This window comes from Microcystis sp. LE19-8.1F (genome assembly GCF_027531715.1).
Classification (GTDB): Bacteria; Cyanobacteriota; Cyanobacteriia; order Cyanobacteriales; family Microcystaceae; genus Microcystis; species Microcystis wesenbergii_A.
This window is the reverse complement of the sequence record NZ_JAPZSO010000045.1, coordinates 18888-41454: the sequence shown is the minus strand read 5'-3', so window position 1 is coordinate 41454 and position 22567 is coordinate 18888. Positions and strand designations below refer to the sequence as shown.

16 protein-coding genes and 2 pseudogenes are annotated in these 22567 nt (G+C 43.0%); 5 read left to right on the top strand and 13 right to left on the bottom strand.

The features are described 5' to 3' along the window. Positions 1 to 55: 55 nt before the first annotated feature. The 3 genes from O9334_RS05205 to O9334_RS05195 all read left to right on the top strand — a co-directional run bounded on the left by O9334_RS05205 (position 56) and on the right by O9334_RS05195 (position 9889). Entirely contained in the window at positions 56 to 1888 is a 1833-nt protein-coding gene (locus O9334_RS05205) for a carotenoid oxygenase family protein (protein WP_287999626.1), read from the top strand. Further along, entirely contained in the window at positions 1885 to 8037 is a 6153-nt protein-coding gene (locus tag O9334_RS05200; RefSeq protein WP_287999625.1) for an AAA family ATPase, read from the top strand. Before O9334_RS05205 ends, O9334_RS05200 begins: the two co-directional genes overlap by 4 nt. A 175-nt stretch (positions 8038 to 8212) precedes the next feature. Next, positions 8213 to 9889 (top strand): ArnT family glycosyltransferase, encoded by a 1677-nt coding sequence (locus tag O9334_RS05195; protein ID WP_287999624.1) that lies wholly within the window; start codon positions 8213 to 8215, stop codon positions 9887 to 9889. A gap of 260 nt (positions 9890 to 10149) precedes the next feature. Here the strand turns inward: O9334_RS05195 and O9334_RS05190 are convergent, their stop codons facing one another. Continuing rightward, entirely contained in the window at positions 10150 to 12228 is a 2079-nt protein-coding gene (locus tag O9334_RS05190; RefSeq protein ID WP_287999623.1) for a thioredoxin domain-containing protein, read from the bottom strand. Positions 12229 to 12305: 77 nt separating this feature from the next. Between O9334_RS05190 and O9334_RS05185 the strand changes: the two genes are divergently transcribed. Then, entirely contained in the window at positions 12306 to 12914 is a 609-nt protein-coding gene (locus O9334_RS05185) for a chromophore lyase CpcT/CpeT (protein WP_287999622.1), read from the top strand. On the opposite strand, the gene hemB is transcribed toward O9334_RS05185, so the two are convergent. The 4 genes and pseudogenes from hemB to O9334_RS05165 all read right to left on the bottom strand — a co-directional run bounded on the left by hemB (position 12911) and on the right by O9334_RS05165 (position 16545). Then, positions 12911 to 13891: a porphobilinogen synthase gene (hemB, locus tag O9334_RS05180; RefSeq protein ID WP_045357384.1), complete on the bottom strand. Its 981-nt coding sequence runs from the start codon at positions 13889 to 13891 to the stop codon at positions 12911 to 12913. The genes O9334_RS05185 and hemB overlap by 4 nt on opposite strands. A gap of 116 nt (positions 13892 to 14007) precedes the next feature. Further along, complete coding sequence (gene folE / locus O9334_RS05175; RefSeq protein ID WP_045357386.1) at positions 14008 to 14664, bottom strand: GTP cyclohydrolase I FolE; 657 nt, start codon at positions 14662 to 14664, stop codon at positions 14008 to 14010. Between the two features lie 402 nt (positions 14665 to 15066). Then, positions 15067 to 15204: pseudogene (locus O9334_RS05170) on the bottom strand (peptide deformylase); the annotation flags it as partial. Between the two features lie 287 nt (positions 15205 to 15491). Next, positions 15492 to 16545: pseudogene (locus tag O9334_RS05165) on the bottom strand (IS630 family transposase). 237 nt (positions 16546 to 16782) lie between these two features. Here O9334_RS05165 and O9334_RS05160 point away from each other — a divergent pair. Then, a complete protein-coding gene (locus O9334_RS05160; RefSeq protein ID WP_287999621.1) occupies positions 16783 to 17022 on the top strand; it encodes a hypothetical protein in 240 nt (79 codons plus the stop codon). A 220-nt stretch (positions 17023 to 17242) separates the two neighbouring features. Here O9334_RS05160 and O9334_RS05155 read toward each other — a convergent pair whose 3' ends face one another. From O9334_RS05155 to cysK, 8 genes are all read right to left on the bottom strand, one after another. Further along, positions 17243 to 17641, bottom strand: coding sequence for a YidH family protein (locus O9334_RS05155; RefSeq protein WP_045357391.1), 399 nt, complete (start codon positions 17639 to 17641; stop codon positions 17243 to 17245). Positions 17642 to 17712: 71 nt separating this feature from the next. Next, a complete protein-coding gene (locus O9334_RS05150) occupies positions 17713 to 18519 on the bottom strand; it encodes a prohibitin family protein (protein ID WP_045357393.1) in 807 nt (268 codons plus the stop codon). Between the two features lie 6 nt (positions 18520 to 18525). Next, the gene (locus O9334_RS05145; RefSeq protein ID WP_045357395.1) at positions 18526 to 19164 is read right to left on the bottom strand and encodes a cadmium resistance transporter; all 639 of its coding nucleotides are present in this window, start codon (positions 19162 to 19164) and stop codon (positions 18526 to 18528) included. A 30-nt stretch (positions 19165 to 19194) separates the two neighbouring features. After that, entirely contained in the window at positions 19195 to 19770 is a 576-nt protein-coding gene (locus O9334_RS05140; protein ID WP_045357397.1) for a Crp/Fnr family transcriptional regulator, read from the bottom strand. Between the two features lie 158 nt (positions 19771 to 19928). After that, on the bottom strand, positions 19929 to 20603 hold the full coding sequence (locus tag O9334_RS05135; RefSeq protein WP_045357476.1) for a hypothetical protein: 675 nt from the start codon (positions 20601 to 20603) through the stop codon (positions 19929 to 19931). 216 nt (positions 20604 to 20819) lie between these two features. Further along, positions 20820 to 21356: an MgtC/SapB family protein gene (locus tag O9334_RS05130; RefSeq protein WP_045357399.1), complete on the bottom strand. Its 537-nt coding sequence runs from the start codon at positions 21354 to 21356 to the stop codon at positions 20820 to 20822. A gap of 76 nt (positions 21357 to 21432) precedes the next feature. Continuing rightward, positions 21433 to 21567: a PLP-dependent transferase gene (locus O9334_RS05125; protein WP_112537333.1), complete on the bottom strand. Its 135-nt coding sequence runs from the start codon at positions 21565 to 21567 to the stop codon at positions 21433 to 21435. Between the two features lie 15 nt (positions 21568 to 21582). Further along, positions 21583 to 22530, bottom strand: coding sequence for a cysteine synthase A (gene cysK, locus O9334_RS05120; protein ID WP_190381422.1), 948 nt, complete (start codon positions 22528 to 22530; stop codon positions 21583 to 21585). Between the last annotated feature and the right edge of the window lie 37 nt (positions 22531 to 22567).

Genomic DNA, 22567 nt, shown 5'->3' with positions numbered 1-22567 from the left:
TGCCTTCTGCATGAGTGCCTTTTGAACCTAGTAAATCAATTTTGTATGACTACTTATGAATATGTCAATCAAAGATACTGTCCAAAATACTGTCAACGTTAGGAATTTTAGTCGCTCGCAACTCGGTCAACCGGATGAGAACAATTTATATCAAGCAGTCGCCACAGTTACCGAGGGACATTGGCCGGAAAATCTGTCGGGATACGTTTTTATCGTCTGTCCTTTTCATCGAAAAAATGACCGTCATTTGTTCTCTGGCGAAGGTGTAATTATTAGATGGGACTTGCAAGGGAAAAATAATCAAGTTAACGTCCACAGTAAAAAACTAAAAACTTGGGATAGTTTTTGGCGAAAAGTTTTACCGATATTTAATATTAGTCAAGCCACTTTTCCCGCCGTGGTCAGCATTTTAGGTTCTTCGGAAATAGCGAATACTGCTATGGTTAAACTAGAAAAAGTTGCCGAAGATAAACAACTAGAAGAAACCAGATTAATTCTCACCGCCGATGCTGGACGTTACTGGGAAGTGGATCCCGTTTCCCTTGATACTATCACTCCGATTGGTTATTTTGACCAACATCTTGTTTCCGTGCCTTTGTCTTTTTTCCCAGTCCTAGAAAATACCGCTCACCCCTTCTACGACAAAAAGACCCAAGAATTTATCACCTGTGAATTAAAGCTAAAACTTGTATCAGGAGGTATGTTAAAAGATTTAGATAAATCCGTGTATATTGTTCTTTGGGATCAACAAAAACAACTTAAACCCTGGAAACTACAGGGAACTATCCTCGATGGTAGTCCCCATTCGGTCATCGTCACCGAAGATTATATCATGATTCCCGATATGCCTTTTCAGATGGGAGTAGCCAAACTATTAGGTATCAGAATTAAGCCTGAAGAAACCTATCCAAAAACTCAAATTTATCTGGTTAAACGTCAAGACCTCAAGGAAGAAGAAACCACCGTTCCCTCGCGATTAATTACCTTCAATGGCGACAGTTATCACTTCCTTTGTAATTACCATAGTACCAACGGTGAAATTCAGATTGTGGCCATCCAAAATGCCACTATTAGTTTAACCGAAGCGATCGAAAAAGACGATATCCAACATTTTACCGGTCAGAGTTATCCCCCCGAATACCACGGCATCCCCTGGATGTTTTCCTTTGACCCCGGAGTGCTGCGCAAAGTGGTTATCGAAGATGCCAGGGTGATGAGCGAACAAGCTTTCATCCATCCGGGTTGGTTCTGTACCAGTCTCTACACCGCCGACCCGCGGGAATCGGAACAGGGATACAGTGCCGTTTATCAAATTTATCTCGGTTATGTGCGTGAATTAATCTGTCGTCGTCAGTATATGGATTGTCGCGACCAAAGCAATCGCATCCTCAGGGATGCCGAACTTCCCTGTCATGACTTGCCCTCGGTATTAGCCAAGGTTCCCTTCGATAAAGATTGGAATCAGTTAACTGAACAGATTAGGCAAGAAAAAAATGCCAGTGATACTCATGTATCACATTTAGGTGGGGGACTACTGGATTTTTATGTTTGTCCCGATGGCTATATTTTAGATAGCATTCAGTTTATTCCCCAAGAACAGGCCTATCTATTGACGACGGTTTTAACCCCGACCAAAGTATTAGAAGCTTGGTTATTTAACCCTGACAATCTCAAGGACGGACCGATTGCTAAACTGAGCTTACCGGAAGATGTTCATTTTGGTTTGACCTTGCATTCCGAGTATTTCGAGCAGGTGCTGCCTTCTCCCCGTCCTTCCGTCTCACAGGTAAATCGAGTCCTGTCAGCCTTGCGAAGTCTTGTCTTGGTTCCCGTAGAATTTTTCTTGGGGAGACCCGCAGCCGTTTACAATCGCCAAGTAAAAAAATGATTGTTCTCAAAGGATACGACATTCTTGCCCAGGTTTACGAAAGCGTTAACTCAGAAGTCTATCGGGCGATTCGCACCGTCGATAATCAACCCGTTATCCTCAAAATCCTCAAGCAAGAATATCCCACCACCCAAGAACTAACCCACTACAAACAGGAGTATAAAACCATCTGCGGCCTGAACTTCCAGGGGGCGATTAAAGCCTATGGTTTAGAAACCTACCGCAGAACTCCCGTGATTATTTTGGAAGATTTCGGGGGTATATCCTTAAAAAAATGGCTAGAGGGCAAAAAAACTCTAGCCTTAAGGGACTTTTTAAGTCTTGCACTCCGAATAGTGGCTAATTTAGAGAAAATTCACAACGCCAAGGTTATTCACAAAGATATTAATCCTGCCAATATAGTTCTTAACCCCGAAACCGGACAGATTAAAATCATCGATTTTGGCATTGCCAGCGTCCTGCGGCGGGAAAATCCGGGGCTAAAAAATCCCAACGTCCTGGAGGGGACTTTAGCCTATATTTCTCCCGAACAAACCGGACGGATGAATCGCAGTCTCGATTACCGCACGGATTTTTATTCTTTGGGCGTTAGCTTCTACGAACTTCTCACCGGACAATTACCTTTTCGGGCTAAAGATGCTTTGGAATTAGTTCACTGTCATCTGGCTAAACAACCTTTGGAGATTAATAGTCTCGTCAAGGAGGAAATTCCCCCGGTGGTGGAGGCAATCATCATGAAACTGATGGCTAAAACCCCGGAGGAACGATACCAAAGTGCCTACGGTATTCGGGCAGATTTAGAAGAATGTTTAAGACAACTAGAAACAACGGGTAAAATTGAGGATTTTGTCATCGCTAGGCAAGATCTAGCCAATCAGTTCCAAATTCCCCAAAAACTCTACGGCAGGGAGGCAGAAATCGCCACTCTTCTCACTGCTTTTCAACGGGTAGCCACGGCGGATAAAAACTCCTCTCACACCGAACTGATGCTAGTTACGGGTTATTCTGGCATGGGTAAAACCACCCTAGTTAAGGAAATTTATCAGCCAATTACTGAAAAACGCGGCTTTTTTATCTCTGGTAAATTTGACCAGTTTCAGCGCGATATTCCCTATGCTGCCGTGATTAGCGCTTTGACTAATCTCGTCAAGCAACTTTTGGGGGAAAGTCAGCCACAACTGGAACTATGGCGACAAAAACTCCTCAAGTCTTTGGGGACGAATGCACGGGTTATTATTGATGTGATTCCCCAACTAGAATTAATTATCGGTCCGCAACCAGAGGTGTTACAATTAGCGATCGCTACTCAAAATCGCTTTAATTTAGTCTTTAAAAATTTTATTCGGGTCTTTTGTTCCCCAGAACATCCCTTAGTCATCTTTCTCGATGATTTACAATGGGCAGACTTGGCTAGTCTCCAGTTAATAGAATTAATTATGCTCGATGGCGATATGGACTATTTATTTTTAATTGGCTCCTATCGCAGTAATGAAATTAATTCCACCCATCCCCTAACCGCTACCCTCGATAAATTAGAGCAGGGGGGCATAATTATCAATCAAGTTATTTTAAGACCTCTGGAGCTTGAACAGGTCAATCAGTTAATTGCAGAGACATTAAATCATTCACCGGAATATGTGCAATCTTTGGCCGCTTTAGTCTGGCAAAAAACCCACGGTAATCCTTTTTTTGTCAATGAATTTCTCAAAACTATCTACTGGGAAAATTTGCTGTTTTTCCAACAAGAGCAGGAAACAACCACTAAAACCGACAATAATAGGGGCTATTGGCAATGGCATCTCGGTCAAATTCAAAGGATTGGCAGTACCGACAATCTGATTCAATTTATGATGGGTAAAATGCAGAAATTGCCTCCCGAAACTCAGGAAATTTTAAGTTTAGCGGCCTGTCTTGGGGCAGAGTTTAATTTAAATATTCTAGCAGTAATCTCTGAAAAATCACCTTCAGAACTTTTACCAATTCTAACTTATAGTAGCGAAGCTGGTTTAATTATTCCCCTCTCAGAATTAGATGAACAATTACTGATTCAAGAATATAAATTTGCTCATGATCGCATTCAACAAGGAGCTTACGCTCTCATCGAAGACAGCCAAAAATCTTTAATTCACCTAAAAATTGGTCGCCTACTTTGGGAGCATAGTTCTGTCAACGAATTATCGGAAAAGATTTTTAAAATAGTCGATCATCTCAATCTTGGTTATCAACTAATTAGCGAGGAAAAAGAACGAGAGTCAGTGGCTAACTTGAATTTACTAGCAGCCCAAAAAGCTAAAGCCGCCAATGCCCAAACTGGAGCCTTAAAATATATTAAAATCGCTCAAAAACTTCTCAAAAAAGCAAGCTGGAAGAATAACTATCAACTGACTTTAGATATTTATTCTGAAGCCACAGAAATCGCCTATTTAAGTGGGGATTTTGAGCAGATGCAGTGCTGGGCTAATCTCGTATTAAAACAAGCAAAAACCACCCTAGATAAAATCAAAGTTTATGAAGTCATCATCGAAGCTTATCACGCCCAAAATCACGAACTAAAAGCGGTACAAATTGGCTTATCTGTCCTCAAAAGCTTAGATTTCGAGATTCCTGAATCCTTACAATCATCAGCTATCCAGGAAGAACTCACTAAAACTCGACAAAAATTAGCGGGTAAAAATATCGAAGACTTAATTAATTTACCGCAGATAAATGAAGAAGAAAAATTAGCAGTAATGAAGATAGCGGCTGCCATATTTTCTCCTGTTTTTATTGCAGCCCCTCATCTCTTACCCATCCTAGTATCAAAACAGGTTAACTTATCAATTCAGTACGGCAACAGTTATCTAGCGGCCTTTACTTATGTTAATTATGGCTTAATTCTTTGTGGTCTTTTAGAAGATTGGGAAACGGGTTATCAATTTGGAAAATTGGCTTTAAACATTGCTGATAAATTTCATGCCAAAGCCCTGATGCCGAAAATAATTGCCGTCTTTTCTACCACTATTAGTATCTGGAAAGAACCGATTAAAAATTCCCTGTCCTTGTTAAAATCTTCCTATCAAACCGGTTTAGAAATGGGGGATATCTACTACGGAACGATCTGCGCCTATCTTTACTGTTTTCTTTCCGCCTTTATCGGACAGGAATTAACCGAATTAGCTGGAGAAATAGCTAACTATGATCTGGCTTTTGTTAAGCTCAAACAAGAAAACCCCCGCAACTATCTAAAAATCTACGGACAAACAGTTTTAAATCTGCTGGGGCGCTCGGAAAATCCCAGCCGTTTAGAAGGACAATACTATCAAGAAACTCTTATGTTACCGTACCATCTAGAGGCTAATGATCTTTACGGTCTCTGTGCTTTATTTGTCAATAAATTATACCTTTGTTATCTATTTGGACAGTACAAACAAGCCATTGAAAACGCTAACCAAGCTCAAAAATATCTGGGAGGAGCTACCGCCACTTTCTTGATTTCTCTGCATAACTTCTATGATTCTCTCGCCCATTTAGCTATTTATAATCATCTGGATAATGACCAAAAACAACAGGTCTTAGAACGAGTGACGAATAATCAGAAAAAGCAACGGGAATGGGCTAATCAAGCACCCTCTAACTATCTCCATAAATTTTATTTAGTGCAAGCGGAAAAGGATCGGGTGCAGCAATCCTATCTAGAAGCCATAGAAAACTACGATCTAGCCATCGCTAAAGCCAAGGAAAATGAATACATTAATGAAGAGGCACTGGCTAACGAACTAGCGGCGAAATTCTATCTCGATTGGGGTAAAGTAAAAATTGCCAAAACCTACATCAATGAAGCTGCTTATCTTTATTCTCTTTGGGGAGCAACAGCTAAAGTCAAAGATATAGAAAGCCGCTATTCTCAGTTAATGGTCAATAATTATGGTTCCAATTCCCTGACCGAAACTAGGAGAACTACCACCAGAAAAAATTCAGTTAGTCATTCGGGAGAACTGTTAGATTTAGCCACGATTATGAAGGCATCCCAAGCCATTTCTAGCGAGATAGTTTTAGATCAATTACTCGCCACCCTGATGAAAATTCTCATCGAAAATGCCGGGGCGCAGCTGGGCTATCTTATCCTAGAAAGCGGCGGACAATTATCGATCGAGGCCTCCGGTTCAGTGCAGGAAGACAGGGTGACAGTCTTTAAATCTAATGCGATCGAAGAACATCTTCCCGTCTCAATTATTAACTATGTAGCCCGGAGCGGTCAAACCGTTCTTAATAACGATGCCGCCCATCAGGGCAGTTTCAGCAACGATCCCTATATTAAAACCCATCAAACCAAATCGCTGCTCTGTTCCCCCCTCCTCGACCAAGGACAACTGCGGGGAATTGTCTATCTAGAAAATAATCTCACCGTCGGGGCTTTTACCCAAGAAAGATTGGAAGTGCTGCAACTGCTCTCCAGCCAAGCGGCGATCGCAATTACTAACGCCAAACTCTACGCCGAAATCAAAGCCAAACAGAGACAACTAGCGCAATTTTTGGAAGCCATGCCGGTGGGGGTATTCGTCCTCGATGCCGACAGTCAACCCTACTACGCCAATCAAACCGCCCAGGAGATTTTAGGAAAAGAGATAGTTAATATCACCACGGCTAATCAGTTGGGGAAAACCTATCAGTTATATCAAGCTGGAACCGAGCGATTGTATCCCACAGAATACCATCCGATTGTCCGAGCTTTAAGGGGGGAAAAAAACACGGTGGATGATATAGAAGTTCACCAAGGAGAGAAGATTATTCCCCTAGAAGTGTATGCCACGCCCGTTTTTGACGAAAAAGGAGCAATTATCTATGCGATCGCCGCTTTTACCGATATTACCGAACGAAAACAGGCGGAAGCGGAACGGATTCGCTTTACCGAAGAATTAGCCGAGTATAGCCGCACCCTAGAAGAGAAAGTGCAGGAGCGCACCCTAGAACTCAGCCAAATCCTAGAAATTCTCAAGGACACCCAAGCAAAATTACTGTTTGAAAATGAACTGCTCAGAAGTAGCGAAGAATCTAGCACCTTTGACTACCAAGTGGGGGGCAGTTTACCCATGGATGCCCCCACCTATGTGGTCCGCGCCGCCGACCGTTATCTCTATAAGGCCCTCAAACGCGGCGATTTTTGCTATGTCCTCAATCCCCGTCAAATGGGTAAGTCTAGTTTAATGGTACGCATGATCGATCACCTCCAACACGAGGGCATCTGTTGCGCTCCCATTGATTTAACCCGCATCGGCAGTGAAAATGTCACTCCCGACCAATGGTACAAGGGGATAGCCTTCGAGTTAGGACGACGTTTTGGCCTGCTCAAAAGGGTCAATCTCAAAGCTTGGTGGCAAGAACGGGAAGATGTCTCGGCAGTACAGCGCTTGGGGGAATTTATCGAAGAAGTGTTATTGCTGGAAGTGGGGATCGTGGAAGGTTCTCCCCCGAAACCGATCGCGATTTTTATCGATGAAATTGATAGCGTTTTGGGCTTAAATTTCGCGGTTAATGACTTTTTTGCCCTGATTCGTTCCTGCTATAACCAGCGCGGTTTTAACCCGCTCTATCGGCGTTTGACCTTCGCTTTCTTCGGTGTTGTCACCCCCTCCGATTTAATTACCGACCACCAAATCACTCCTTTTAATATCGGTCATTCGATTCAATTGGAGGGTTTTAAGGAACACGAAGCCCAGCCTTTACTGCGCGGATTGGCCGAGAAATTTACTAACCCGCAAACTGTCTTAAAAGAAGTCTTTGCCTGGACAAACGGCCAACCCTTTCTGACCCAAAAACTCTGTCAGTTAATTCGCACCGCTACCTCGCCGATTCCCCCCAATGGTGAGGCCTCCTGGATTGAGGACTTGGTACAGAAGAAGATCATTGACAATTGGGAGGCTCAGGATGAACCGGAACATCTGCGGACTATTCGCGACCGGCTCCTCAACAGTCATCGCTCCCAGTTGCTCCTGAGACTCTATGAACGGATTTTAAGGGAAAAAGAGGTGATTGCCGAGGATAGCCCCCCAGAAAAAGAGTTACTTTTATCGGGGTTAGTGATCAAAGATCAAGGCCAGCTGCGGGTCCATAATCCCATCTATCAAGCAATCTTTAACCTCCATTGGCTGGGTTGCAGCTCAAATTTGTAGAAATATCCACTAAGGGGCAATTATTGGGACTTAAACGCTCAATAAAGATCAAATCGAGTATAATGCCTACAGAGTCGGCACTTGACGTTGAGAGATCGGCGATGAAAGAGACAACCCCGGCCGTATCAGAGATAAATGAAGCTCGCTTCTATTTTCCTTTCGTAAGATTAGAGCCATGAACAAAACCAATGTAATAAGTTGGAGCTATTTTAGTCATCCAAAAAAAGCTGATATTGTCAATATTTTAATAATTATTGCGATATGGACTGTGATGGTAATTGTCGTCAATCCTTTGGGTAATTTTCCTCTTAATGATGACTGGGTTTATGGACTAGCCGTAAAATCGATTCTGGAGAAAGGTGATTTCAGCTTTCCCAGTCCAGCTCATGCTAACCTATTTTTTCAAGCCTTTTGGGGAGCCTTATTTTGCCTTCCTTTTGGATTTTCATTTACTGCATTACGCTTCTCAACTTTAACCTTAGGATTAATCGGTGCGATTGGTACTTATGGACTGCTTAGAGAGGTTAATGCCAATCAGAAAATCTCTTTGTTGGGCGCTTTGCTGGTAGTGGTTAATCCTCTATACTTTGGATTAGCTAACAGCTTTATGACCGACGTTCCTTTTCTGGCTTTAAGTATCCTATCTTTCTATTTTCTGATCAGGGGATTGAAGCGGGAATCAATAAGTGAAGTTATTCTGGGTCTTTGCTTAGTTTATGTCAATATTTTGATTCGCCAGTACGCAATAGTGATTCTTTTATCATTTGCCCTGGCATACTCGTTTAAAAAAAGATTTAAAATAAAGTTTTTGTTTGCTAGTTTTGTCATATTTTCTTCAGGGATTTTACTGCATAGATTTTATCAAAACTGGCTTTATTCTACTGGTCGCACTCCCGCAATAGCAGAGAATGTGTTAAGTAGAAAAATCTATTTTAGATACGACATTCTCATGATTTCACTAATATACATAGGGTGTTTTATTTTCCCTATTATAGCGATATTTTTCGTAAAAAAACTAAAAGAAATATCTCGCCAACAGAAAACCATAACTATCTTGATTATGTCTAGTTTTTTTGTTGTTGTGATGGGTAGATTGATTTGGCAAGGCAAAACTATGCCATTTATTGGAAATGTCCTACGTTATTTCGGCTTAGGGCCTTTAACCCTTCGAGATACTTTTCTCTTGAAGGTAAATCTTCCCTCCTATTCCCTTGGACTAAAAGTATTTTGGTTGATAATCACGGCTATGGGTGTCTTAGGGGCGGTTTTATTGCTTTACTACTTATGTTTAGCAATCATTCAAACTTTTTCAGAATCGGAAAAATGGTTAAAAGTGCTAATACTTTCAGCCATCTTGATCTATCTTTTTCTTTTCGGAGTAAAGTATCCTTTTGATCGTTATTTTCTGTTTCTTTTGCCATTATTTATGGTGCTTTTAGTGATTTCAAATAATTATATTAACGAGCAATATATTGGCAAAAAAATAACTGCTTTTGCCTTGACAATGACCTTTATTTGGGGCGGATTTACTATGGCTGCAACCCATGACTACTTAGCCTGGAACCGAACTCGGTGGCAAGCCTTAAATGATTTGATGGAACAGGGAGTTACTCCTGAATATATCGATGGGGGATACGAATTTAATGGCTGGTATTTAAACGATATAAAATATCAGAAGCAGCGGGGTAAAAGTTACTGGTGGGTAAATCGTGATGACTACATGATTTCCTCTGGATTGCTCGAAGGTTATCAAGAAGTCAAACGCTATCCTTTTACAAGATGGCTGCTTTTAAAGCAAGATAATGTTTTTGTTCTCCATAAGATTGCTGAAGATAAAACTAATGGGACTTGAACGCTCAATACAGATCAAATCGAGTATAATCGCTACAGAGTCGGCACTTGACGTTAAGAGGGCGGCGATCAAAGAGACAACCCTGTCCGCGATGCCTCTCTTGCTTTGACCGATGGTGTGGGCGTTTTGACAATTGAGAAGAAAATTATCTCCATTCCTGTCCATTTTGGTCAAAATAATCAATAATCCTCAACCTTGGTGATTAAAAAAGCGTTAATTGCTTTTTTATCACTTCTCTCTGCTTGAGAGAGAAAAAATCCCTAACCGAGCAGTATTGACGGACCGGCCATCACCCCGGCAATTTGTCGGTCTAACTGTTCTAAATTTTCTGCCGGTTCAAGGCAGCATAACCCTTGACAAATTAACCCAAATGTGCTATGCGGCAAACTGGCATCGACTCGATAGACCGCAGTGGGCAAATAGCGACTTAACAGCGGCTCGATCGAGCTTTCCGGGGCGCGCAGACAGAAACCGTGACGATAGTGATCGAGGGCGACAAATAAACTGGGGCAAGCGGTGGGGGACTCTTCTAGGATGGTACTAAAAGATTGCAAGGCCTTTTCGGCCCGATCGAGATATTCTAGATTTTCCGTCAATCGCGACAGACGCACTAAATTAGCGATCGCAATTCCGTTAGCCGAAGGGGTGGCATTATCCGTATAACCCCGTTCTCGCACGATCAGATCGAGACTATGATCGGACGCAGTATTAAAATATCCCCCCTCATCCTCGGCCCAAAACCAGCGATCGAATTCCCCCTGTAGATCGACAGCCGCCTCTAACCAGCCAGTTTCTTGGGGTTTAGCGGTTTGCAAGTCCAGTAAAGCCTTAATAAAATAGGCAAAATCCTCCGATTGGGCCAAAACCGAGGCCTGACCCTGATAATTCAAGCGCTGAAAACGTCCATCTAACCACTGATGCTTGAGAATAAACTCGGCCGCGACCGTAGCCATTTGCCAGTACAACGGTTCGCTAAAGACGGCAAAGGCCCGGGCTAAACCGGAAATCATCAAACTATTCCAAGCGACGATCATTTTCGTATCCGTTACCGCCGGAATGCGTCCCGGCCAAGAGACGGTTTTCGCCTCCTGATTGTCTCTGGCCGGGGGAAAAAGAGCTAATTGGCCTTGAGAACTGCCATAACGCCGAATAAATAACTTATCGAGCATATTTTCTATCTCCTTCCCTAATTCTCCCCCTTGCCGACGTTGCAGCACATTGCGACCCTCAAAATTCCCCTCGGCAGTAACGGTAAAATTAGCCTGCAGCAGCCCCAATTCCTCGGTCGAGAGATAATCCCTTAACTCCGCATCCGACCAGACATAAAAGGCCCCTTCCTCCGGTTCCCCATCCGTGGCGTTCTCAAAACTATCGGCATCTTGGGCCGCATAAAAATAACCTTCTGGGGCGGTCATTTCCCGTTTTAGCCAGTTAACCGTGCCTTTAATCCCTCTCTCAAAGGCCGCCTCTCGATCACCCGCACTCCACAAATTGGCTAAATATTCGACAATTTGCCCGTTATCGTAGAGCATTTTTTCAAAATGGGGAACCGTCCACGTCGAATCCACCGTATAACGATGGAATCCTCCCCCCACATGGTCATAGATTCCCCCCAGGGCCAGATCTTCCCCCCGTTGATAGGCCGCTTGCCGGAGGGAATCCTCAAAATCGTCACCAAAGCGACTACCCTGCAAAGCCAGATGAGAATATGGAATCATCGGAAAACTGGGCCGACCGTAATTATTGGGATTAACCCGAATCACCGCCGTATTTGTCTCGATTCCTGTGGCTAAAAGGGAAGTATCGGCTAAATTGGTCTCTGCTCGGGGTAAAATGGCCGATTGACGCAGTGCGCCCAGCATTTCGGCCGTGAATTTGCTTAATTTCTCCTTTTCCTCGTCATAATAACGACGTACCGATTGCAAAACTTGCAGAAAACCGGGCCGGTTAAAGCGCGGTTGCACGGGAAAATAGGTGCCACCATAGAAGGGAATTAAACTATCGGGTGTTAGGAAGACATTCAAAGGCCAACCCCCTTGACCGACCATCATCTGCAATGCTTGCATATAGATGCTATCGATGTCTGGTCTTTCCTCGCGATCAACTTTGATCGGCAAAAAATACTGATTGAGATAATCGGCAATGGCCCGATCGGAAAAAGCTTCTCCTTCCATAACCGTACACCAATGACAGCTAGAATAACCGATCGAGAGAAAGATCGGTTTATCTTCTCTCCTGGCAATTTCTAGGGCGCTGTCACACCAATACCACCAATCGATCGGGTTTTCGGCGTGTTTTCGCAGGTAAAGACTTTCAGATTCAGCCAGATGATTAGCCATGGGAAAAGGGGAATTTTTGCTCTTGCTGCTTATCAGTTTAAGCTAATTAGAGACTAACCGGAATCAAGCCTCTGCTTATGCTGAAAACTTCGATCGCCCTAGGATTTTTTCTCACTCAATCTTTGCCCCTTAATCCGCAAGTGCAGGGAGTGGCTAATCATTTAATTGGGGTGATGGATACGACGCAACAAGCGCAGACTAACCCCCGCATTGCTAAGGTGCAAATGACCACCTGTGCCGTGGATTTTTCCCCCAAACAGGATAATATTTATCTTTATCAAGAACAGGCAATTATCGATCGCTTAAATCAACCCTATCGTCAAAGAATTTTAGTCATTCAACCTAGCCCCGATAATTCCACTGTGGAATCAAAAGCTTATAAGTTAAATAATGCCGCTAACTTTATTAATTTTTGTAACAAAGACTTGACAGAAAGAAAATTAAATGTATCAGATTTGGCCGAGTCGGTGTGTACTGTGTTTTTAAAACCGATAGCAGAGGGTTATCGGGGAGAAACTCCCCCCCAGGGTTGTCCCACGAATGCCAGAGGTGCGGTAAAAATAACTAATACAATTATTCTACATTCCCAGGGCATGGATACCAGCGATCGAGGTTATGATAGCCTTGGCCGGCAGGTATGGGGAGCGCAGGATAATTTCTATCAATTTCGCTGGCAAAAACCCTAAAATCGGCTTTCTTGTTTCATTAATGCCACATCGGCAGCAAAATAGGTCAAAATCAAATCGGCCCCCGCTCGTTTCATACTGATTAAAGTTTCCAAAATCAGGCTTTTTTCGTCAATCCAGCCCTGTTTTGCCGCCGCTTTAATCATTGCGTATTCACCACTGACGTTGTAAGCGGCGACGGGAAGATGGCTACTATCGCGCAGACGACGGATAATATCGAGGTAGGCCAGAGCGGGCTTAACCATAATAATATCTGCCCCTTCTGTTATGTCTAAACTGGCTTCCCGTAACGCTTCCCGACTATTAGCCCCATCCATTTGATAGGTTTTCTTATCACCAAATTTTGGTGCTGATTCTAAGGCATCTCGGAAGGGACCATAATAAGCAGAGGCATATTTAGCCGTATAAGCGAGAATTCCCACATCCAAATAGCCAGCCGCATCTAAAGCTCGACGGATCGCCCCAACCCTACCATCCATCATATCGGAAGGGGCGACGAAATTAGCCCCGGCTGCCGCTTGTGAGAGCGACATTTTCACTAAAACTTCTAGGGTTTCATCGTTGAGAATTTTCCCGTCCTCCACAATACCATCATGACCATAAATCGAAAAAGGATCGAGGGCAACATCGGTAATAATAATTATTTCAGGAACTTCTTTTTTGATCGCTTTCACCGCCCTTGGCACTAAACCATCGGGATTATAACTTTCTCTACCGAAATTATCTTTTTTATCTTCGGCAATCAGGGGGAAAAGAGCGATGGCATTAATGCCTAAGTTATAGGCATTAACCACTTCTTTGAGCAATAAATCGAGGGAATAACGATAACAATCGGGCATAGAAGGAATAGCAACCCTTTGATTTTCTCCCTCCATGATAAAGAGGGGATAAATCAAGTCATTAACGGTTAATTCGGTTTCACGAACAAGACGGCGAATCGCTGGAGTATAACGAAGACGACGGGGACGAATCAGCATGATAACAGCGAGTTAAAAATAAAAAGTAAACAGTAAATAGCTGGCTTGGCTCTGGTTTTTTGCTTAGGAAAAAACTGGGGATAGGACGATCAAATAATCCCGATCCCCCTGACTAATTAGTGAAAATCGGGACTATGACGAATCAAACTCATAAACTCTTGACGAGTCTTAGCAGAATCGGCAAAAATACCGCGCATGGCACTCGTAGAAGTCCAAGAACCGGGTTTTTCAACCCCGCGCATTACCATACACATATGAGTCGCTTCAATCACCACAGCTACCCCTTGAGGTTGCAGTAATCCCTGCAAAGCATCGGCAATTTGTGCGGTTAAACGTTCCTGTACTTGCAGTCGTCTGGCGTACATTTCACAGATGCGGGCAATTTTCGATAAACCGATCACTTTCCCATTAGGAATATAGGCAACATGAGCGCGGCCGATAATTGGTAAAATATGGTGTTCACAGGAGCTAAAAATATCGATGTCTCGGATTAAAACCATCTCGTTAGCCTCCTCATGAAAAACTGCCCCATTCAGCAATTCATCAAGGGATTGCTGATAACCAGAAGTGAGAAATTTTAGGGCTTTTACTACTCGTTTGGGAGTGTCTCGTAAACCTTCGCGATCGGGATCTTCTCCTAATCCTAACAGCAGTGTTCGTACCGCTTGCATCATCTCCGCTTCCGATACCGGCGATTGAGGTTCGGTAATCACTTCGGGAAAGTGATTGTAGTCATCATTATCGAAAATTGCTTTGGACTTAGCTAAGGTCATAGATATTTTTACGGACTCCAATAGTTAATTAATCGGCCAAGTTTTCTGATTTTACCAATGTTAATAAATACCCTTTGCTAGAGTATTTATTTTTCTGGACATCTAGACGATAACTAATGAAAGCTATCGGGTTATTCCTTCGTCTTTGGGGTTATCTCCGTGCGGAAATCTGGAAAAATTGATTTTCCTAGTCACCGAAAAAGTCTTGAGTATCTCCCTAGTTAATTGAGGGCAGAGTTCTACTGCATGATTAATTTATTTTGTCAAGTAGTTCATTTGTTTGCAAATTTGGCTCCTCTGGAATGATAATCGTTATCATTTTAACAAAAATTTTGTCGCCAGATAAAATAGTCCCGTTAAGTTATTTAACTTATTTTGAAGATTTAGAGATATTTTGCGATTTTATCGCTTATATTCGGCAATATTACTGATTTTCTGGTATTCTTCCTCCGAGTATAAATCCGCCGGAGAAGCAAGGCGATCGAGAAAGAGGATTCCTTCCAGATGATCGTATTCCTGTTGAAAGATACCCCAAACAAAAAACGATCGCTCACTATCGGAGCGATCAAATATTTTTAACTGACAACGACCCTAATAATTCCATCTTGGTCCTTTTTCGCCACCGCTTCGCCATCCCGAACCGTTCCTCATATCAACATGGACAAACCCGCGCCGCGCTCCATATCCTAATACCAAATTTCTAAATTCCTGACAGACATAAGACTTCTTGCAGAAGTCAGGCAACAGGCAACAGGCAACAGGCAACAGAAAGAAGAATAGATGCTTTCAGCATCAGGATTGATTACTTTTTGACTTTTGCAAGAGGTTTATAGAGCTTCTAAAATCCAAGACCAACCCGTTAAATAACCGATAGTGTCATTGGATAAACGATTTAAAAGAGCATCGAGTTTATCTCTTAAAGCATCAAGAGATTCAAAAGTTTCCCATGCCAGAGAATTTTTCAGGTACAGCCAAACTCTCTGTTGCGGGGTTAACTTCAGGACAACAAGAAGGTTGATAAAACCAGATAATATTGTCGGGAATTTCTAAGTGTCCCGCAATATGTGCAGGAGCGTTATCTACTTGTAAAATATGTAATTCATTGGGAAAAGCTTGCGTTGTCATAGATATTCTCCGAAACAATCGCCCTCTAAATGGGAGAATTCAGAGAAGAAGCTTCTGCCCTGTCGAGGCTCTACAGCCCCGGACAGCCAAAAGCATTGGAAGTTATCTTGAAAATTACCAATGGGCTTAACTCCGAAAAGAGTTATTTTATTCCGAGCCATAGTGTGACCACCAAATCTCCTTTCATCCTCGCAGCAAAAACTTACTTTCTCGTAACGCTTTACTTTCTCGCTTTCCCTTTCTAGTAGAGCTTTTAGTCGTTTAGATAAGTTCGCTTTAAACTCATCTACTTCGCCGGGTAATTGTCTCGAATTTCGTGGTCTAGGTACTTTTAATTGAGCTTCCTAATTCCTGTCTAACGAGACGATAAACTGTTGTATAGCTAACGGAAATTTCTCGAACGACCGAGAGCCAAAAATAAATCTCTTTATAGCTGGTAAAACCCACTGGGTCTTTTAATTCGTTTTGTCAAAGAGCCACTTCTTCTACCGAAATCTTTTTCGGTCTTCCTGGGGGGTTTCCTTGGGATAATAATCGCTCGATTCCTCCTTTTCGGTATAAACTTAACCAGGGATGGATTGTTCTTTCCCCTCGTCCCATTAATACCGCTAAATGGCGAACCGTCTCTACCTCCCCCATCTTCAAAAAATATAAGGACTGTACTTTAGCGTAGGCTAAACTACTTTTTTGTTGTTTCATTAATTCTTTTAAATCTTCTACTGACTCAACAATATCAATTTTGGGTACGACCGGCATCGCCAATTTATCCACTTAATCATCTTTTCTATAAGTAGGCCATAGTTTTTGAAATTTGGTATGAGTTGGTGCTTTTCTAAGCGTGTTGTGGTGGAATAGGTCTGGCAGCAAGGGATTTTCTCAATTTTTTAGGAGCGTGTCAATCGTTATACTCCCAGACGACGGGCGACTGTGACATAATTTGTGACTAGGTACGGTAAAAGTCGCTAGTGAACCCCGTTAGCCTTGGAGACTTCCTTGCTAGACACCATTTCCACCCTATCCCCAAAACTAACAGCGATCGAAACCACGGGAAATCCTCTCCCCAAAGTTGTCAGTTGTTCCTCCACCTGTCGTTACTGTCGGTTTTATAGGTTTCAGGGGAGAGGAAATGGCTATTGTCAACGCTTGGGAGTCCCTGTTCACAGTCATTGGCGCGCTTGTCCTTTAATTTGTCCACCTTTTGCCCCTTCGTGGGAAAGGTCGGAAAATGGGTAATTCTAAGTAGTTAAGTAGGTAGGCGTTAAAAATTATCAGACACCCCCCTTATCAAGGGTAGGGTTGATTCATGAATCAACCCTACCTTATCAAGGAGGGATCAAGGGGGGATTAAAGGCAAAATCCATTTTTAATTTAATTATAACCAGCTACTTATCTGGATTTTACCGCCTGTATCGAGCAATTTTCTCCCCATCCGCGGCCGGAGCGGGATGGGGTTTTAATCGAAACCGATGCTTTCCACTCCACCGCTATCGGGACTGGTGGCGACAAAATAGAGAATTCCTGATCCGAGACCAGCGATCGCTATACTAAAGCAAATAATCCAGACTTGAGCAGGTTCGTAGCTATTACTATCGATCGCTCGCCGGATGAGAAAATACCGGCGCGTGGCGATGACAACGGTTAATAATCCCACCATAGCGAAGACAAAACCCAACAACCAACCCAGTCCTAGAGATGGCGAAGATACTGTCCGTAAACGCAAAATGACCAGACCAAAACCCATCAAAGCGATGGAAGCGCGCATCCAAGACAGATAGGTGCGTTCGTTGGCCGAATGATCTCGCCAGTAATCGGGGTTAAATTTCTGCTTTGTCTTTCGGGATTTAAACAGCATAGAGGAGTTCCTCGCTGGGAAGTTCAATAAAATCAAGTATTCTTTCTTATGGTTTTAATAAATTGTTTTTATCATCTAGTTTTTCGCTTATCTTTAACCAATTCAAGGGACTTAAGCAGATTATCATCCATAAATAGGGGAAGTTTACCGTCCCATCTTTCGATCGCTTTGTTCTGTAAAACTTCTGGACTTAAGGAATCTTGGAGAATGCGATGAGCTGCCGCCTCTCCCTTAGCCAGATTGATTTTTACTTCCGATTCTTTCAGAGCTTTCAGCACCATAAAACCGGCTTTTTTGGCCTCCTGTTCGGCAATTTGTTTGGCTTCCACCGCATCGGTAAAGCGATCGGAGAAGTTGACATGAACCAAAGAAATATCATCGACACCGATATGATAATTTTTCAGTCTTTCGCTCAAACGAATATCTACTTCTCCTTTCACCTCCTCCCGTTTAGTAATTAATTCTTCGGCGGTATATTTAGCCATAACTGCCTTGAGAATTTCCTCCACTGCTGGATCGATCACTCGTTCAATGACAGCCGCTTCATCGCCAATTTGTTGAAAAATATTATTAACTTCTGATGCTAAAATATGCCAATTCAGGGCCACATCTGTAAATACTTCCTGTAGGTCTTTGGAGGAAGCTTCGGCCGCTATCTGTTGTTTTTGGATTCTCACACTTAGTTTTTTCACCGTGTTAACAACGGGAATAATCCCGTGAATGCCCTCATTAAGTATTTTCTCCTGTACTTGACCAAAGACCATTAAAACTCCTCTTTCTCCTGCATTGACAATCACGAAAGGATTAAAAATAATCGCCAAGATTAATAACAAAAAAAAGATATTACTGGGTCTAGATAAAAGGCGATTTTTAGGCATTCTTGCTTAAGACATTAAAAATAAACGATAGGATCGGCTGTCAATTAAGATATAAATCCCTAGAACAATATAGATAAAAGGACTAATTTTATGTCCGTAGTTTGTAACCACTTTAGCTATCCTGGGATGGGTAATCAAAAAATAGGCTAGGACGCACCAAATCCCCATCATGAGATAAAAAACTATCATGATAATTAAGACGTGCATCGGGGAATTATTGGCAAAAAGAGAGGTATAGATACCAATATTATCACCACCATTAGCCACGGTCACGGCGGCAACGTAATAGGTTTGGGAGGGAAAACGAGGAAGAAAGGAGCGATTTTTAGAATAATTAACATCTTCTCTTACTTCTTGAATGTAATCCTCATTTTCCCTTGACAAAAGTTGTTTAATGCCGATAATCAAAGGAATAAATCCTAATAGACCAATCCATTCTTTAGAAACCAGTAACCCAAATAGTAAACCGAGGGAACTAGCTAGGAGAATGAGGGTGAAACCGAGGTATTGACCAACAATCAGGTGTCGAGGTCGAAAATTAGCATTAAGTCGCGAGAAAAACAACATTAGCACCATCAGATCATCAAGATTTGTGGCTACAAAACTCGTCACGCTAGTAATTAAAAGGGCTACTAACCAATTCATAGATTGAAAAAAGAGATAATCCTTCCCATTCTAAATCTCGTAGTGCCAGATTTCCTCCTCTCGTAAAAGAAGACGATGGACGGGAAGACGTTCCACGGCCCCCTGTTGTTCAAGATGATTAAGTGCGCGGGTAATTGTGACTCTAGTGGTTCCTAATAAGTCAGCGATATCCTGATGAGTTAGACGCACATCAATTAATTGTCCGGTACCGGTTTGTTTACCAAATTGATTGCCTAACCATGCCAGTAATTTCACAACCATAATATCAGTACGTTTGTAGCTACGAATAATACTTAGTTCTTGTGCTTGCTGAAGATGAGACAGCAGAATTTCTGCCATTTGATAACTCTCAACTGTGGAAAAGGAAACTGCTTGCACAGGAGTGATGCACTCAACTTGATAGGGATTGACTCTCTCTAGGGTTTTGCCAACAAAATTGCCAGGTCCCCACAATCCCAAGACGATCAGGGTTCCATCTTCTAACCAGGTGGAGGTTTTTACGACTCCACTCTCGATTTTCCAGAAATTAGGGTTTCTGAGGGGCAAAATTGCCCGATTATCAAAGTGCCAGCGATGGGGGGTTGGTGGTTGATAGGTAAGCGTCATGATTGGTAAGTAGTCGTGCAAAATTAATTTCCTAGTCGAGACTCCGAGACAGGAGACAGGAGACGGGATACAGCGATTAGGGATCGGATTTGAGAATTTTGGGGTAAAAACGATAATTACCCCAAAAAAGACCGATTTTATGGCATTGCAAGCCCTATTTATTTCGGGGTGTTAGTCTTCTCCAGTTCCGTTGTGGCCGAGGAGATCAGTTCTTGCCAAGCTCGATCGCTTTCCTGTAGAGTCTGTTTAACCGCGTCGATGGTCTTTTCCACGCGAGTTTTCAGGAAAGGGGAAGCACTGTCTTTGAGTCGTTCGGTGTCGTCGGCTAAGATATCGATCGTCTCGGAGGTATTAACAAGGCTATTTTCTAGGGTAATAAGGTTGTTTTGCAGGGTTTCACTGAGTTTAGCCCCGGATTTGGTCAATTTTTTCGTCAATTTACTCACTTTTTCCCCTAGATCGTCAATATTATCCGCTAAGTCCTCTAGGTTGTCCTGTTGAGCTTCGATAATCTTCTTGTCGAGAGAAGGCGCGGCTAGTTGAGCCTTTAGGTCATCGATAGCCGATTTTGTCGCTTGGATGGCTTTTTCATAGGCAATTTGGGCATCTTCCAGAATTTTTGGGCTAGAAACCTCATTTTTTTTCTTAACTGGTTCCACCACGGTGCCACCCGTTGCCGTGGCACGGTCGATGACGGCCAACTGTTCAGGGAGAAGGGGCAAGGCGATCGCATTTCCCCTTCCCCCGAGGAGCAAAGTGACAGTTAAGAGGAAAATCAGCAGCCGGAAAACTTGATTTTTGAGGCTTTGAAAGCTCTTATTTCGGTTGATCATATTCGGATTTTCTTCCATATTCAAAAAATTGGTTACTTCATCTAAATGCTATCACATAAAATATTTATTTGTTATTTATTTACAAAAAATTTTATAAAAAATTTATTATATTTTTTAACCAATAAATTGCAGGCAAAATAGAAGCTTTTTGAGCTAAAAACTATTACAGAAAAGCTTTTGCTCTTTTGATAAAAATTAATTTTTATCGCTTTTTTATTAATGAGATGCTGAATTATCCGATGAGTCTATTTCTTGATTGATCCGAGATATTTTCTTCCGACCTTTAATATATTTGGCTAAAGGTTGTTTTTTCTTCAGTCGTTTAATGCCACTTAAAGTGCAGAGAGTAAAAAAAGTTCCCACGAGAACCATCTGCCATAAACCGCAGCCAGAAGCCGCGCCTAATCCTGCCGCTAACCAGATAGTCGCCGCCGAAGTCAAGCCTTTTACTTGTATCTTATTTAGTTCCCGATGGGATTGTTGTAGGATGATTCCCGCGCCTAAAAAACCGACACCAGAAGCGACCCCTTGAATAGTACGACTGAGAGCATTAGAAGACGCATAACCCACATCTCCCTCCGCTTGTAGGGGAATCATGACAAACATGGCAGCTCCGAGACTAACGATCATAAAAGTTCTCAATCCAGCAGGACGACCGCCTCGCTGTCGGTTATAACCAATCAGACAGCCGACGGCCATAGCCATACTCAGCCGAAAAATAATCGTTTGCCAATCTTCCGAGTCAAAAAACATGGTTTAACCCATCAAATGAGATAAAAACTTCGCCTAACCAATCAAGGCCTTTTCCAGATGCCGCTTTAAATCGTTTCTATTCTCGATCCCGATCGATAATCGTAGTAAAGCTGGTGTTATAGGTGGAAGTGAGATCAATGGGAACCGTTACCGCCCCATGGCTAGAGTCTGGTTCTTGCCCCCCATGAATCGCCCTCGTTGCAAATTCCATCAATTTATTGTCCTATTAGTCGATATCTTCGAGGTCTTTAAACAGGGCCGTGCTGAGGTAACGTTCCCCAAAACTAGGCTGAATCATGACGATTAATTTATCTTCGTTTTCGGGTCTTTTGCCCACCTGAATCGCCGCCCATAAAGCGGCCCCGGCCGAGATGCCCGATAGTAGTCCCTCCTGACGAGCTAACCGTCGCGCGTAGGCGAAAGCGTCTGTATCATCGACGATAATCACCTCATCGATTAATTCCGGTCGGAAAATGGCTGGGATAAAACCGGCCCCGATGCCTTGGATTTTGTGCGGTCCTGGGGGTCCTCCCGATAAGACGGGACTATTAGAGGGTTCAACTGCGATCGCTTGAAATTGGGGACGACGGGGTTTAATGGTTTCGGCAATACCGGTAATGGTTCCCCCAGTTCCCACGCCACCGATAACGATATCTACCAGACCATCGGTATCGGTCCAGATTTCTTCGGCAGTGGTTTCTCGGTGAATTTTCGGGTTGGCCGGGTTGCGGAACTGTTGCAAACTATAGGCGTTGGGGATGTTTTCGACTATTTCCTCGGCCCGGGCGATCGCTCCTTTCATGCCTTGGCTACCCGGGGTTAATTCTAATTGCGCCCCGTAAGCTTTTAACATCGCCCGTCGTTCTAAACTCATGGTTTCGGGCATAGTCAGGACTAGGCGATAGCCTTTGGCCGCCGCCACCATGGCCAGGGCGATGCCGGTATTGCCGGAAGTGGGTTCCACCAGAATTGTTTTATCGGGGTGAATTAGTCCGGCGGCTTCCGCGTCCTCCACCATACTGACCCCGATGCGATCTTTAACCGAGGCGGCGGGGTTCATACTTTCCAGTTTGACGACGATGCGGGCTTTTACTCCCTCTGCCACTGGGATTCGATTCAGTTGGACTAGGGGAGTCCGTCCTACCAATTGGGTGATGTCTCTTGCGATCGGCATAATCCCACTTGCTTTATACTTGTTGGCTATTTTTGAT